Genomic DNA, 14,221 nt, shown 5'->3' on the forward strand with positions numbered 1-14,221 from the left:
CCCTTTCAGCGAGGCAAGTGCTGGGGGACAAGTAGCGCGCGAACGGCGAAAAGACCCCGAGCGACTCCCTCCGCCAGCATTATCTGGTTCAGGTTCAAAGGGTGCTTCTCAGCCCATCGTTAGACGAACGCCCCTGTCTCTCAATGCCTCCGTTATAGATGCAGCGCAGCGACCTGTCACCTCCCCAGCGAACACAACATCGGCCAAGTATTCTCACCCATAACGTGTATCTATTTGCCATCTCGCGCAAAAGAGGCGAATCCGCTACGATAGCCCCGTCCGGGTGCTCCGCTTCCTGGCAGCACCCTTGATGGAGACGCCTGGCTTGGATCATCGCTTCGTCGACTTGCCGAAGAATAGCCGCGGCCGGACCGCGAAGACCTACTTCTACGCCACCAATCGAACAACGGGGAAGCGACAGGTCCTATGGAGTGACTGACTTGAGGTTGTGCCAGAACAACCCGTTGGCTGACTGGAAATTCTCTGGGGCCCGACGACCAAGAAGCCGGAAACGCTCCGCATTCCCAAAGCCCACACGACGAGCGAGCGATAGCTTGAGATCGTCTTCCTCAATATCGGCCAAGGCGATGGTGCCGTCTTGATCGCACCGAAGAAGGATCTCGGAGAGTCGACACTCTGCCGGATCCAGTTGATCACTCACTGTTCGCGGTCGGCCAGCGCCGTTTGCGGTGATCGCCAAAAGCGGCTAGTGCATTGTATTGCCTCGCCTCCCGTCCCGCTGCAAGGAGCCCCGCGATTGACCTCCGCTCAAACCACAGTCTTCGACAAACGTTATGCCGGTTTCCTGTTCGACATGGACGGAACGCTGCTGAATTCCATCGCCGCCGCCGAGCGGGTCTGGGCAAAATGGGCGGCGCGTCATGGCCTTGATGTTGAGGCCTTTCTGCCCACCATGCATGGCAAGCGCGGCATCGACACCATTCGCGGACTGGGCCTGCCGGACGTCGACGTGGAAGCCGAAGCGCTGGTCATCGAACGCGCCGAGATCGAGGATGTCGAGGGCGTGGTGGCCCTGCCCGGCGCGATCGATTTCCTGAACGCGCTCCCGTCCGACCGCTGGTCGATCGTCACCTCGGCCCCTGTTGCGTTGGCCCGCGCCCGCATTGAGGCCGCCGGCCTGCCGCAGCCGCCGAAGATCGTCACCGCCGAGGATGTGGTGATCGGCAAGCCGGATCCCGCGGGCTATCGGCTGGGCGCGCGGCATATCGGCGCTGACCCGGCCCGCTGCCTGGTGTTCGAGGATGTTCTGGCGGGCGTGCGCGCGGCCGAGGCCGCAGGGGCCGACGTGATGGTGGTCACCGCCACCCATGGCCATACGATGGAGACCCCGCATCCGACGATCGCGTCTTATGAGGGCCTTGGCGTGCACGTCGATTCGACGGGCCATTTGCAGATCGTCCGGGCGATCTGACCGGCCTTCATCTGCGGCAAAGCACGGGTTCACGCCCGGGCGTCATGCTGCGGTATATCGAGAGCGGCCAGGACGCCGCCCTGCGGAGCGGACGATCACGCCGCCTTGATGGCGTGATATTCCTTGATCGCGGCCATTTTGATCGCCGGGTAACGTTCGCTCTCATAGCGCAGGGAAAAGCCGTCCTGCGCCATGAACACCGGGTCACCGTCGAGGTCTCGGCAGATATCGCCGCGGCGCTGGCTCATGAATTTCTCCAGCTCGGCCGGTTGGTCAGCAGAAATCCATCGGCAGACCGAAAAGCGCGACATTTCAAATGAGACCGGCAGACCGTATTCGGCAGAAAGGCGCTCCTTCAGGACGTCGAGCTGAAGCGCGCCAACCACGCCGACGATCGCAGGAGAACCGTCTTCCGGAGAGAATAGCTGCACGACGCCCTCTTCGGCCATCTGCTGCAAGGCTTCCTTCAGCTTCTTGGCCTTCATCGCATCCTCAAGTCGCACACGGCGCAGGATTTCCGGCGAAAAATTCGGCACGCCCTGGAAGACCAGAGGCTCGCCTTCAGTCAACGTATCGCCGATACGGAGCGTGCCATGGTTCGGAATGCCGACCACATCACCGGCAAAGGCCGTGTCGGCCAGCTGGCGTTGCGAGGCGAAGAAGAACTGCGGCGCCGTTAAACCGATCTGCTTGCCGGTACGGGCAAGGCGGACCTTCATGCCGCGCTCCAGCTTGCCGGAGCAGATGCGGGCAAAGGCGATGCGGTCGCGATGGTTGGGGTCCATGTTGGCCTGAATCTTGAAAACGAAGGCCGTCATCTTGTCTTCATTGGCATGGACGGTGCGGGTGTCGGCCACTTGGTCGCGTGGTGGCGGGGCCATATCGCCGAGCGCATTGATCAGATCGCGCACGCCGAAGTTCTTCAGCGCCGAGCCGAAAAAGACCGGAGTCATGTGGCCTTCGAGGAAGGATTGGCGGTCAAACGGGCGGCAGGCCTCCTGGGCAAGCTCCAGCTCTTCAATGAAGGCCGCGCGTTCGTTTTCCGGTAGCTTCTCGGCAACATTGGACGGGCTGTTAACCGGCAGGCCATCGACTTGCTTGTCGGAGCCACGGAAAGTGTTTTCCACCAGGTTGTAAGAGCCACAGAAAGTCTTCGAACGCCCTACCGGCCAAGTCACCGGGGCAGTATCAAGCGCCAGCTTCTCCTCGACCTCGTCGAGGATCTCGAAGGGGTCACGGCTTTCGCGGTCCATCTTGTTGATGAAAGTAATGATCGGAATGTCGCGCATGCGGCAGACTTCGAACAGCTTCAGCGTTCGCGGCTCGATACCCTTAGCGGCATCGATGACCATGACCGCCGCATCGACCGCCGTCAGCGTGCGATAGGTATCGTCGGCGAAGTCTTCGTGGCCTGGCGTGTCGAGAATGTTGAAGACATTGCCTTCATATTCGAAGGTCATCACCGAGGTGACGACGGAGATGCCGCGCTCACGCTCGATCTTCATCCAGTCCGAGCGGGTCTGGATGCGGTCCTTCTTGGCCTTGACCTCACCGGCAAGCTGGATGGCGCCGCCGAACAACAGCAGCTTTTCGGTGAGCGTGGTTTTGCCGGCATCCGGGTGCGCGATAATCGCGAAGGTGCGGCGGCGGGAGACCGCCTCTGCAAGCGTTTCGGCCATGAAGAGAAATCCTTTTGTTGGGCGGTTATCTAGCGACTTGGGGTCGAATATGCAATTGGGAAGAGGAACGCTCCCGGAAGGAAGGATGACCGCCATGCGAGATGTTCTCGGCCCCATGCTCAATCTCGTTCGCCTGCCACACGGCGACGGCATCCCCCTGCCAGCTTACGAGACCAAGGGCGCCGCCGGCATGGACCTGCGGGCCGCCGTCGCCGAAGGCGAGCCACTCGTGCTTTCGCCGGGCGACAGAACGCTGGTGCCGACCGGCTTCGTCTTCGAGATCCCGGAAGGCTTCGAGGCGCAGATTCGGCCCCGCTCCGGCCTCGCCTTCAAGAACGGCGTCACCTGCCTCAACACGCCGGGCACGATCGACAGCGACTATCGCGGCGAGGTGAAGGTGCTGCTTGTCAATCTCGGGCACGAGCCGTTCGAGATCAGCCGCGGCATGCGGATCGCCCAAATGGTGATCGCGCCGGTCGTGCAGGCGCGTGTGGCGGAAGTCTCCAATGCCTCGCAAACCACCCGCGGCGCCGGCGGCTTCGGCTCGACGGGGGTCTGACCGTGAAGGGAAAGCTGACCTTCCGGCAGGACTATTTCGACGATCCGGTCGGTTGGGCAGCCGCCAAAACTGTGTTCCTCGACATCTTCGGGATCTAGTTGATCATCGAGGCCTTGGTCTAGGCCCTGTCGACACTCCGTTCCAGAATCCGGTCGAGATCAGTCATGCAGCGTGCGCCAGGCGGCCGATGTTCTGAAACCCTATCGCTGGGCTTCGGTCGCCATGCGAGCGGCAAGCCCGACGAGAACCGTGCCCATCAGCCAGCGCTGCACCACCATCCAGAAGGGCCGCCTGGCGAGGAAAAGCGCTATCGAGCCGGCCATCAGCGCGATCATTGCATTGACCGCGAGGCTGATGGCTATCTGGCTGCCGCCAAGCACCACCGATTGCAGGAGCACGCTGCCCAACGCCGGATCGACGAACTGCGGCAGCAGGGAGAGATAGAGAACAGCGGCCTTGGGGTTCAGCAGGTTGGTGACCAGCCCCATCATGAAGAGCTTGCGCGGGCTGTCGTTCGGCAGGTCGCGCACCTGAAATGGCGAGCGACCGCCTGGCCGGATGGCCTGCCAGGCAAGCCAGAGCAGATAGGCGGCGCCGGCGAACTTCAGCGCGTCATAGGCAAAGGGCACGGCCATGACCAGCACGGTGATGCCGAGCGCCGACATCAGCATGTAGAAGACAAAGCCGAGCGCCACGCCGCCGAGCGAAACAAGACCGGCGACCGGCCCCTGGCAGATGGAGCGTGACACGAGATAGATCATGTTCGGCCCGGGCGTCAGCACCATGCCGAGGCAGATGAGGGCGAAGGCGATCAAGGATGAGGAAGAAGGCATGGGGCGAGGCCCTTGGCTGGCATTTCTCGCGAACGTGCTAAACCGAGCCGCCCTGCCGCAGCAACGCCGTTCTTGTCACCATTGCAAGTTCGGCGGCGGCGCGCTAGCAATCAGCCGTTCACGGAGGATCTCATGACACCGGCCACGCTTCTCGCCTACAGTGGTGCACTTTTCGTCGCTGCCGTCATTCCCGGCCCCGGCATGACCGCGATCGTGGCACGCGCGCTGGGATCGGGTTTTCGCCCGACCTTCTTTATGGGGCTCGGCCTTATCCTCGGCGACCTCTGCTATCTGACCGCCGTCATCTTCGGCCTGGCGTTGGTGGCGCAGACGTTGACCACGCCCTTCGCGATCATCAAATACCTAGGCGTGCTCTATCTCGTCTACATCGCTTGGAAGCTCTGGACGACCGGACTGATCGCGCAGAATATCGAGGCCAAGCGCTCGACACATGTCGGGCTCTCCTTCCTCTCCGGCCTGCTCGTCACGCTCGGCAATCCGAAGACCATGCTGTTCTATGTCGCATTGGTTCCGACACTGATCCCGCTGGAGGCCATCGGGGCGAAGGACTATGCCGCCCTCGTCGGCATTACCTTCGTCATGCTGCTCGCCGTGCTCGTCCCCTATATCCTGCTGGCCTCACAGGCGCGGACACTGCTGAAGAAACCCAATTCACTAAAAACACTCAACCGTTCGGCGGCGACCGTTCTCGCCGGCACGGCAGCCTATATCGCCGCGCGCGCCTGAATAAAATTTCGCGACCCGCGTCGCGAAGCGTGTGATTTTTCTAATCATTCGCGAACGTCTAGGCGAAGGGTTCTGGATAGCTTCAGGCTTTCGCCCTACTGTGTCGCCAAAGCATACCCAAAGGGAGATCACCATGTCCGATATGAAGAAACCGGGCCGCGGCCGCGTCTATGCCTCAATCACCGAGACGATCGGCGATACGCCGATCGTGCGCCTTGACAAGCTGGCGAAAGAAAAGGGCGTGAAAGCCAATCTTCTCGCCAAGCTCGAGTTCTTCAATCCGATTGCCTCAGTCAAGGACCGCATCGGCGTAGCCATGATCGAGAGCCTGGAAGCTCAGGGCAAGATCACCCCCGGCAAGACCACGCTGATCGAACCGACCTCCGGCAATACCGGCATCGCGCTGGCCTTCGCTGCCGCAGCCAAGGGCTACAAGCTGATCCTCACCATGCCCGAGACCATGTCGATCGAGCGACGCAAGATGCTCGCCCTGCTCGGCGCCGAACTCGTGCTGACGGAAGGTCCGAAAGGCATGAAGGGCGCAATCGCCAAAGCCGAAGAGCTTGCCGCAACCCTTCCTGACGCGATCATTCCGCAGCAGTTCGAAAACCCGGCCAACCCGGAAATCCACCGCAAGACAACGGCCGAGGAAATCTGGAACGACACCGACGGCGGCGTTGACATCCTGGTGTCTGGCATCGGCACCGGCGGAACGATCACCGGCACCGGCCAAGTGTTGAAGGCAAAGAAGCCCTCTGTCCAGGTCATCGCCGTGGAGCCAGCCGACAGCCCGGTTCTCTCCGGCGGCAACCCTGGCCCACACAAGATCCAGGGCATCGGCGCCGGTTTCGCGCCCGGCGTCCTTGACACCAAGGTCTATGACGAGATCGTCACCGTCACCAATGAAGAAGCCTTCGAAAACGCCCGGCTCGTCGCCCGGCTCGAAGGTGTTCCGGTCGGCATCTCCTCGGGTGCCGCCCTCACCGCTGCCATCAAGGTCGGCCAGCGCGAGGAAAACGCCGGCAAGACCATCGTTGTCATCATCCCGTCCTTTGCCGAACGCTATCTCTCGACGGCCCTGTTTGACGGCCTCGGCGACTGAGCGGAGAACGGCTCGCCTTCGCGTGAAGGGGGGCGAGCCCCCCTTTTCTTTTCCAGGTATCTGACGGCTCGCATACCAAGAGGAGCCCCGCTTGGCCGGTATTCATCCACCCGCGCCGACATCAATGCCTCAGGCCACCGCCGACAGCCGCTCGGAGGAGATACGGTAGGAAATCGCCTCGGCCAGATGGATACGACCGAGCAGCGGAGCGCCGTCGAGATCGGCCAGCGTGCGTGCCACTTTCAGTACCCGGTGATAGCCACGGGCAGAGAACTTGAACTTGTCCGCCGCGTCGCGCAGCAATTGCAGGCCTGCCGCGTCCGGCTCCGCCAAGGTCTCGATCAGCGCCGTAGAGCAGCGAGCATTGGTGGTCACGCCGGCGACACCGGCCGCTTCGAACCGCTCGCGCTGCATGTCTCGGGCGAGTGCCACGCGCCGGGCCACGTCAGCGCTCTTCTCCGCCGCCATCGGTCGGATCAGGTCGGAGGCGGAGACCGCTGGCACGTCTATACGGATGTCAACGCGATCCATCAGCGGCCCGGAAATTCGGCCCTGATAATCCGTCATGCAGCGCGGTCCGCGCGCGCAAGTGTGGCCCGGCTCGCCTGCCATGCCGCAGCGGCAGGGGTTCATCGCCGCCACCAACTGGAACTCGGCAGGATAGGCAACCCTGTGGTTAGCACGCGCGATGATGCATTCGCCGCTCTCCAACGGCTGACGTAGCGCATCGAGCACCGGCGGGGCAAACTCCGGCAGTTCGTCGAGGAAGAGGACACCACGGTGGGCGAGCGAAGCCTCGCCCGGGCGCGCGCGCAAGCCACCGCCAACCAGCGCGGCCATCGTCGCCGAATGGTGTGGCGTGCGAAACGGCCGGCGATCGGACAGTTTGCCGCCGGAAAGCTGGCCGGCGATCGAATGAACCATAGACACTTCCAGCAATTCTGCGGCTGAAAGCGGGGGAAGGATCGACGGGAGGCGAGCGGCCAGCATGGACTTGCCCGATCCCGGTGGCCCGACCATCAGGAGGTTGTGCCCACCGGCGGCTGCGACTTCCAGCGCCCGCTTTGCGCTTTCCTGACCCTTGATGTCGGCAAGGTCCGGTAGGTTGGCGGGCAGCGCTCTGATCGCCGGTTCCGGGCGAGTGAGTACCTGGGTGCCGCGGAAATGATTGGCAAGCGCGATCAGGCTGCGCGGCGCGAGGATGTCGATGTCGGCTCCCGCCCAAGCGGCCTCGGCACCGCAATCAGCCGGGCAGATCAGCCCCTTGCCGAGCGTATTGGCACCGATCGCCGCCGGCAGCGCGCCGGCAACCGATGCGATCGTGCCGTCGAGATTAAGCTCGCCGATCACCACATAATTGGAAAGTGCATCACCCGGGATGGCGCCGAGTGCCGCCATCAGGCCAAGCGCGATCGGCAGGTCGAAATGCGAACCCTCCTTCGGCAGGTCTGCAGGAGCAAGATTGATCGTGACCTTCTTGGGCGGAAGGGCGAGGCCCGAGGCATGCAGCGCCGCCTGGACCCGCTCGCGGCTTTCAGCCACCGCCTTGTCGGGCAGTCCGACAATATGCATGTTGATCTTGCCAGGCGCGACCATTACCTGGACATCAACCGGAACGCCTTCAATCCCCTGGAATGCAACCGTACTGACACGCGCTACCATTGCCCGCCCCCACGAAACCAGATCGCTCTTCACAACTACGTCTTGCGCGAGCCGTGAGTTGCAATCTGGCACGATTTCGGACAGGAGACAAGAACATTAACGGAACAAATTCGCGCAATACTCGTTTTTCGGTTGCAGTCGGTTGTGCAAATAGAACAAAAAGGGAAATGCGGAAGGAAAATACCTCAGGCGCGTTTCCTCTCGATCGCATCCCAAAGCAGCGCGGCAATATCGGCGCCGCCAAACTTCTTGACCTCGCGAATACCGGTCGGCGAGGTGACGTTGATCTCGGTCATATAGTCGCCGATGACATCGATGCCGACCAGCAGGAAGCCGCGCTCCTTCAGCGCGGGCCCGATGCGGGCGCAGATTTCCTTTTCGCGCGTCGTCAGCTCCGTTGCCTCAGCGCGCCCGCCAACGTGCATGTTGGAACGGCTGTCGGTTTCGGCCGGCACACGGTTGATCGCGCCGACCGGTTCGCCATCGACCAGAATGATCCGCTTGTCACCCTTGCGCACCGCCGGCAGATAGGCCTGCGCAATGAAGGGCTCGCGGAACATCTGATGGAACATCTCCATCAACGAAGTGAAATTGCGGTCGTCACGGGTGGAGTGGAAAACGCCGGCGCCGCCATTGCCGTAAAGCGGCTTCAGGATGATGTCGCCCATTTCCTCGCGGAACCGGGCGATCTCGCCGGCGTCGCGGGTGATCAGCGTCTGCGGCATGAGGTCGGCGAATTCGGTAACGAAAATCTTCTCCGGCGAATTGCGAACCCAGGCCGGATCGTTGACGACGAGTGTCTTCGGATGGATCCGCTCGAGCATATGCGTCGAGGTGATATAGGCCATGTCGAAGGGCGGATCCTGGCGCAGAAGCACCACGTCCATGGTCGAAAGATCGACGCGCTCGGCCTCGCCCAAAGTGAAGTGGTCACCCTTCACGTCACGAAGAGTCATCGGCTCCACGGTCGCATAGACCTTGCCATCGCGCATCGACAGTCGGTCCGGCGTATAGTGGAAAAGCTGGTAGCCGCGCGCCTGCGCTTCCAGGCTCATGGCAAACGTAGAATCTCCGCCGATAGAGATCGAGGACACGTGATCCATCTGGATCGCAACTTTGGAAATCTTGGCCATGAACCGCCCTTTCGTTTGGTCCAAAGACTTAGGTGGCCCAACGTTCAAAGGCAACGGGTCCGCGATTCAATTTTGTGAAAGCCTGCCCCAGTGAAGCCGCAGGCCCAGACTTCTGCGCCGCAAGGCATTGCCGGCGCGATAGGCAAAGGCCAACGGCGATGGCAAGGGGCGGCGGAAGAACGCTATTTTGCGAACATAGTTGTCAATACGCCAGGTAGCCCAGGTTCCACCACGGAAATAGGCGATATCACCCTTTGTCAAAAGGCGCTGTGTGCCATCCTCGGCAGTAACCAAGACGCTACCTTCCTCAATCACCACAGTCTCGTCCCAACGAAAGAACCAGCGGAACTCGCCGGCCGTGCAATCCCAAACCGCCGTCGCTGCCGCCCTGTCGTCGGCTTCCGAATGATTGGCCGCGCGTGCCCACGGCTGTCCCTGGATGACCCAAGCTGGATTAATCGGCGCAGGCTTCAAATCCAATTTTTCTTTGTGGCCGACCACCAAGGCCGGTTTTGTCGCCGGCGCTTCCCTGCGCGCCATTGCGACCAGGGCCACTGCAGCAAACATCAACTTGATCGGCATAGCTTCCCCCCACTCGTTTGATCCGACACAATGATAGCGCGACGAGTTTGGAGAAATGGTTCGCCAGAAGGCTAAAATTTTAGCCATGCAACAACTTTGACAACCAAGAGGCTCCACCTCCCGGTGATCGGGGAACTTCCCTGATTGCGTCCGGAAGAACCGGAGGAGATCGATTGCAAACCTGTTCCGGTCTGGCTGTCAGGCCGGAACAGGAGCCTTGGTGACAACCATTCCATGCGCTTCCGCAGTCCCATCCGATGCCGATTGGATGCGTCGCCCGGTCGTCTTGTCGAACATGTGCAGATCCGCAGCTGCGACCGTGAGCCGTAGCGTGTCCGGTAAAGACAGCGTTCCAGAGAGAACTACGGTCAAAACCTGGTCTCCGACAAAACCATGAACGAGACGCTGTGCCCCAAGCTCTTCGACATAATCCACCTTGAATGGCAACGCTGCAGAATCGTGATCTTCTGCCAGTTTCAGGCTCTCGGCCCGAACGCCCAGGGTGACCGCGCCTTGGGCCGAAGGAGATCTGGCGAGTTCAAGGGTTGCGCCACCGATGACAAGCTGCCTGCCATCGATAGTGGCGTCAGCGAGGTTCATGGCCGGGGAGCCAATGAAGCTGGCGACAAAAGTCGAGGCTGGCTGGTGGTAGACTTCGAGCGGCGTTCCGATCTGCTCGATTTCCCCACCGTTGAGGACCACAAGACGATCGGCAAGCGTCATCGCCTCCAACTGATCATGGGTGACATAGATGGCGGTTGTGCCCAGCCGTCGCTGCAAGCGACGGATCTCGCCGCGCATGGAGACGCGTAGCTTGGCATCAAGATTGGACAGGGGCTCGTCGAAGAGGAAAGCCGCAGGCTTACGCACGATGGCGCGCCCCATGGCGACACGCTGGCGCTGGCCGCCTGACAGTGCGCGCGGTTTGCGGTCGAGATAGGGTTCAAGCTCCAGCATCCGTGCCGCCTCGGCGACCCTAGCCGCGATCTCGGCTTTCGGTGTCTTGCGATTCTTCAGGCCATAGGCAAGATTGTTAAACACCGTCATGTGGGGATAAAGCGCATAGTTCTGGAATACCATGGCGATATCGCGGTCGGCGGGCTCGATCTTGTTTATCACGCGGCCGTCAATCGAGACGGTGCCCTCGGAAATATTTTCCAGACCCGCCACCATGCGCAACAAGGTCGACTTCCCGCAACCTGAAGGGCCAACCAGGACGACGAACTCCCCATCCCTGATGGCGATGTCGACGGCATTCACCGCCTTCACGCCGCCGCTGTAGATCTTGGAAACCTGGCTGATATCGATCGTGGCCATGGCAAACGCTCCTTATTTGTCGCTTTCGGTCAGGCCCTTGATGAACCAACTCTGGAAGACGACGACAATCAACAATGGGGGCAGAAGAGCCAGCACGGCGAGCGCGAAGGCCTCGTTATAGTCCGGGATTTGGGACCCGATCCAGACTTGCAGGATCTGCTTGATGCCGCGCATCAGGGTGTAATAGGTCTCATCAGTCGTAATCAGCAGGGGCCAGAGATACTGGTTCCAGCCATAGACAAACATGATGATGAAAACCGCCGCGATCATGGTGCGCGATATCGGCAGCAGGATGTCGATAAAGAACTTGAAGGGACCTGCGCCGTCGATGCGTGCAGCCTCGAGAAGCTCGTCGGGAACGGACTTGAAAAACTGCCGGAAGAAGAATGTACCGGTCGCGGACGCCAACAGCGGCACGATCAAACCGGAATAGCTGTTGAGCATGCCGAGTTCGCTTGCCACCTGGTAGGATGGAACAATGCGCACCTCCAGCGGGAGCAACAGCGTGGTGAAGATGATCCAGAAAGCCAGCGTGGCGAAGCGGAAGCGAAAATAGACGATCGCATAGGCCGCCAGCATCGATAATGCGATCTTGCCGACCGCAAAGCCAAGCCCGAGAATAAGCGAATTGAGCACCATGCGCGCGCCCGTGACCTGCCCGGTAAAACCGCCCTTCTTGGTAAGAACGGTCCCGTAAGTGTCCACGAAGTGTCCGCCCCAGCTCAGCATGAGGCCCTTCATGTGGATATCGGCCGCTTCATGCGTCGAGGTCATGAAGGCCACCACGACAGGGGTCAGCATGAAAAGCACGCCGGCCATAAGAACGAGATGGTCCCAGAATTTTGTCTTGTACATCTTGTCCGTCCTCAACCGTAATGAACGCGCCGCTCAATGAAGCGGAATTGAACTATGGTGAGGGCAAAGACCACCACCATCAGGATGACGGATTGCGCCGAGGACGAACCGAGATCATTGCCTCGGAAACCGTCGAGGAAGACCTTGTAGACAAGCGTGATCGGATTGTTGGCCGCCTTGTCCTTCACCATGACATCGATGACCGGGAAGGTATCGAACAGTGCATAGGTGATATTGATGATCAGCAGGAAAAACGCCGTCGGCGTCAGAAGCGGCAGAATGACTGTCCAGAAGCGCCGGCTGCCGGAGCGGCAGTCGATCGCCGCCGCCTCGCGAATAGATGCCGGAATACCCTGGAGGCCCGACAGGAAGAATATGAAGTTGTATGGGATCTGTTTCCAGACCGCGACGGTGACCATGGCAAATGCGGTATCGAAATAATTGATGCCGACCTTCATGTCCCAGCCGAGGTAGGAGGCCATGTGCACAAAGGGGCCAATGTGCTGATCGAAAAACATCATGCCGATCAAACCGGCCACCGGCGGCGCGATCGCATAAACGCAAATGAGCAGGGTTTTATAGGCGCTGCTGCCGCGGATCACAGCATCCGCCTTGACGGCGAGAAGAAGTCCTATGGAAAGCGCCAGAAACGTGACAAGCACGGTGAAGACGAGCGTGAAACGTGCGATCTTCTGATACTCGACGGAAAAGAGTGCATCCGTGTAGTTCGCGGTGCCGACAAAGGTCGAACCGAAGCCGAAGGGATCCTCGATATAGAAGGAGGACTGAATCGCCTGCACCGACGGCCAATAGAAAAAGATGACCACTACCAGCATCTGCGGCAACAGAAACAGGTAGGGAAGAACCGACGAGTTGAACTGCACGCGCTTCATCTGGAGCCCTTTTACTGAAAGGTCCGGGGGCGCTGAACCCCCGGAGCCATAATCAATTCAAGACTGGAGTAATCAGCCAGCCGTCTTGGCGAAGCGGGCGAGCAGTTCGTCGCCTTCCTTCTTGATGGTCTCCATGGCGTCCTTCGGGGTGGTCTCGCCGGAGAAGATACGGTTGTATTCGCGCTCCATCACGGAACGGATCTGGGGGTAGAAGCCAAGGCGGTAGCCCTTGTCCCACTCGCCGCCCGGCAGCGAGAGCTGCTGGATGCCGACTTCGGCAGCCGGCTTTTCCTTGTAGTAGCCTTCAGACTTGGCAAGCTCGTAGGCCGCCTTGGTGATGGCAACATAACCGGTCGACTGGTGGTAGAACTTCTGGATCTCAGGCGAGGTCAGGAAGTGGAAGAAGGAGGCCGTGCACTTGTTTTCAGCTTCCGACTTCCCGGACATGGCAAACAGGGCGGCGCCACCGATGAAGGTGTGAACACCGGTCGGATTGACCGACTTCCAGTAGGGCAGGAAGGTTGCCGAGAAAGGCATGGCAGCGGTCTTCTGGAGACCGCCGAACGAACCGGACGAGCCGATCCACAGGGCGACCTTGTTTTCTTCAAACGGCTTCTGGTTGTCGGACCAGCCGGCGCCATAGTAGCCGAAGAAGCCTTCGTCGTACCAGGCCTTCAGCTTCTCATACATCATGACGTGGTTAGGGTCGGTGACGTTGATCGTGGTGTCGACGACGCTGTCGTAACCGTTGTTGTTCGAAGCGAACTGCAGGTTATGACGTGCGAAAAAGTTCTCTGTGAACTCCCAGGTCAGCTGCGACTGGACGAGCGGGATGAAGCCGGCTTCCTTCAGCTTCGGAGCGATAGCTTCAAATTCCTCCCAGGTCTTGGGGGCTTCAACGCCAGCCTTCTTCAGGGCTTCGTCGTTGATGTACATGATCGGCGCCGACGAGTTGAACGGCATGCCGACGAATTTGCCGGTGGAGTCAGCGTAGAAATAGCGGACGCCTTCGATGAAGTCGTCGCGATTGAATTCGAAGCCGGCATTCTTGAGCAGGTCTTCCGCAGGAACCGTCGCGCCCTTGGCGTTGATGATGGTGGCGGCGCCAGCGTCAAAGACCTGCAGGATGTTCGGCTGTTCGCCCGAACGGAAAGCGGCGATGCCAGCGGCGAGAGCCTCCTCGTAGGTACCCTTGCTGACCGGAGTCAGGCTGCATTCGCCCTGGGATTCGTTGAACTTCGTAGAGAGTTCATTGATCACTTCGCCATTGCGGCCGCCCATGCCGTGCCACCAGCTGATATTGGTCGCGGCAAGCGTTGTGGAAGCGGTCATGGACAGGGCCAGCGCGGCCATTGAGAATTGCTTGAACATGGATAGATCCTCTCCACCAGAATTGGGGTGAGGAGTGCATTAGTCGCGATCTGTGA

13 protein-coding genes and 1 riboswitch are annotated in these 14,221 nt (G+C 60.4%); of the genes, 4 read left to right on the forward strand and 9 right to left on the reverse strand.

The annotated features are described in order from the left end of the window. Positions 1-48: 48 nt before the first annotated feature. Positions 49-145, reverse strand: a riboswitch (TPP riboswitch). A 612-nt stretch (positions 146-757) separates the two neighbouring features. Further along, complete coding sequence (locus RNA01_RS03100; protein WP_235916381.1) at positions 758-1,432, forward strand: HAD-IA family hydrolase; 675 nt, start codon at positions 758-760, stop codon at positions 1,430-1,432. A 95-nt stretch (positions 1,433-1,527) separates the two neighbouring features. Here the strand turns inward: RNA01_RS03100 and RNA01_RS03105 are convergent, their stop codons facing one another. Further along, a complete protein-coding gene (locus RNA01_RS03105; RefSeq protein WP_147178489.1) occupies positions 1,528-3,111 on the reverse strand; it encodes a peptide chain release factor 3 in 1,584 nt (527 codons plus the stop codon). A gap of 94 nt (positions 3,112-3,205) precedes the next feature. Between RNA01_RS03105 and dut the strand changes: the two genes are divergently transcribed. Further along, entirely contained in the window at positions 3,206-3,670 is a 465-nt protein-coding gene (dut, locus tag RNA01_RS03110; RefSeq protein WP_147178583.1) for a dUTP diphosphatase, read from the forward strand. Positions 3,671-3,870: 200 nt separating this feature from the next. Here the strand turns inward: dut and RNA01_RS03115 are convergent, their stop codons facing one another. Next, positions 3,871-4,503 carry a LysE family translocator gene (locus RNA01_RS03115; RefSeq protein ID WP_147178490.1) on the reverse strand — a complete coding sequence of 211 codons (633 nt, stop codon included), beginning with the start codon at positions 4,501-4,503 and terminating at the stop codon, positions 3,871-3,873. Between the two features lie 132 nt (positions 4,504-4,635). On the opposite strand from RNA01_RS03115, the gene RNA01_RS03120 reads away from it, so the two are divergent. Beyond that, a complete protein-coding gene (locus RNA01_RS03120) occupies positions 4,636-5,250 on the forward strand; it encodes a LysE family translocator (protein WP_147178491.1) in 615 nt (204 codons plus the stop codon). A gap of 133 nt (positions 5,251-5,383) precedes the next feature. Beyond that, on the forward strand, positions 5,384-6,352 hold the full coding sequence (gene cysK / locus RNA01_RS03125; protein WP_147178492.1) for a cysteine synthase A: 969 nt from the start codon (positions 5,384-5,386) through the stop codon (positions 6,350-6,352). 129 nt (positions 6,353-6,481) lie between these two features. Here cysK and RNA01_RS03130 read toward each other — a convergent pair whose 3' ends face one another. From RNA01_RS03130 to RNA01_RS03160, 7 genes are all read right to left on the reverse strand, one after another. Continuing rightward, the gene (locus RNA01_RS03130; protein ID WP_147178493.1) at positions 6,482-8,014 is read right to left on the reverse strand and encodes a YifB family Mg chelatase-like AAA ATPase; all 1,533 of its coding nucleotides are present in this window, start codon (positions 8,012-8,014) and stop codon (positions 6,482-6,484) included. A gap of 185 nt (positions 8,015-8,199) precedes the next feature. Continuing rightward, on the reverse strand, positions 8,200-9,147 hold the full coding sequence (gene gshB / locus RNA01_RS03135; protein ID WP_147178494.1) for a glutathione synthase: 948 nt from the start codon (positions 9,145-9,147) through the stop codon (positions 8,200-8,202). Positions 9,148-9,213: 66 nt separating this feature from the next. After that, positions 9,214-9,729, reverse strand: a complete 516-nt coding sequence (locus RNA01_RS03140; RefSeq protein WP_147178495.1) for a cupin domain-containing protein — start codon at positions 9,727-9,729, stop codon at positions 9,214-9,216. Between the two features lie 198 nt (positions 9,730-9,927). Then, complete coding sequence (locus RNA01_RS03145; RefSeq protein ID WP_147178496.1) at positions 9,928-11,046, reverse strand: sn-glycerol-3-phosphate import ATP-binding protein UgpC; 1,119 nt, start codon at positions 11,044-11,046, stop codon at positions 9,928-9,930. 12 nt (positions 11,047-11,058) lie between these two features. Continuing rightward, on the reverse strand, positions 11,059-11,901 hold the full coding sequence (ugpE, locus tag RNA01_RS03150) for a sn-glycerol-3-phosphate ABC transporter permease UgpE (RefSeq protein ID WP_147178497.1): 843 nt from the start codon (positions 11,899-11,901) through the stop codon (positions 11,059-11,061). Positions 11,902-11,912: 11 nt separating this feature from the next. Then, a complete protein-coding gene (locus tag RNA01_RS03155; protein WP_147178498.1) occupies positions 11,913-12,794 on the reverse strand; it encodes an ABC transporter permease subunit in 882 nt (293 codons plus the stop codon). 72 nt (positions 12,795-12,866) lie between these two features. Continuing rightward, on the reverse strand, positions 12,867-14,165 hold the full coding sequence (locus RNA01_RS03160; RefSeq protein ID WP_147178499.1) for an extracellular solute-binding protein: 1,299 nt from the start codon (positions 14,163-14,165) through the stop codon (positions 12,867-12,869). Positions 14,166-14,221 lie beyond the last annotated feature (56 nt).

Source organism: Paenirhizobium naphthalenivorans, from assembly GCF_007992095.1.
GTDB classification, from domain to species: Bacteria; Pseudomonadota; Alphaproteobacteria; order Rhizobiales; family Rhizobiaceae; genus Allorhizobium; species Allorhizobium naphthalenivorans.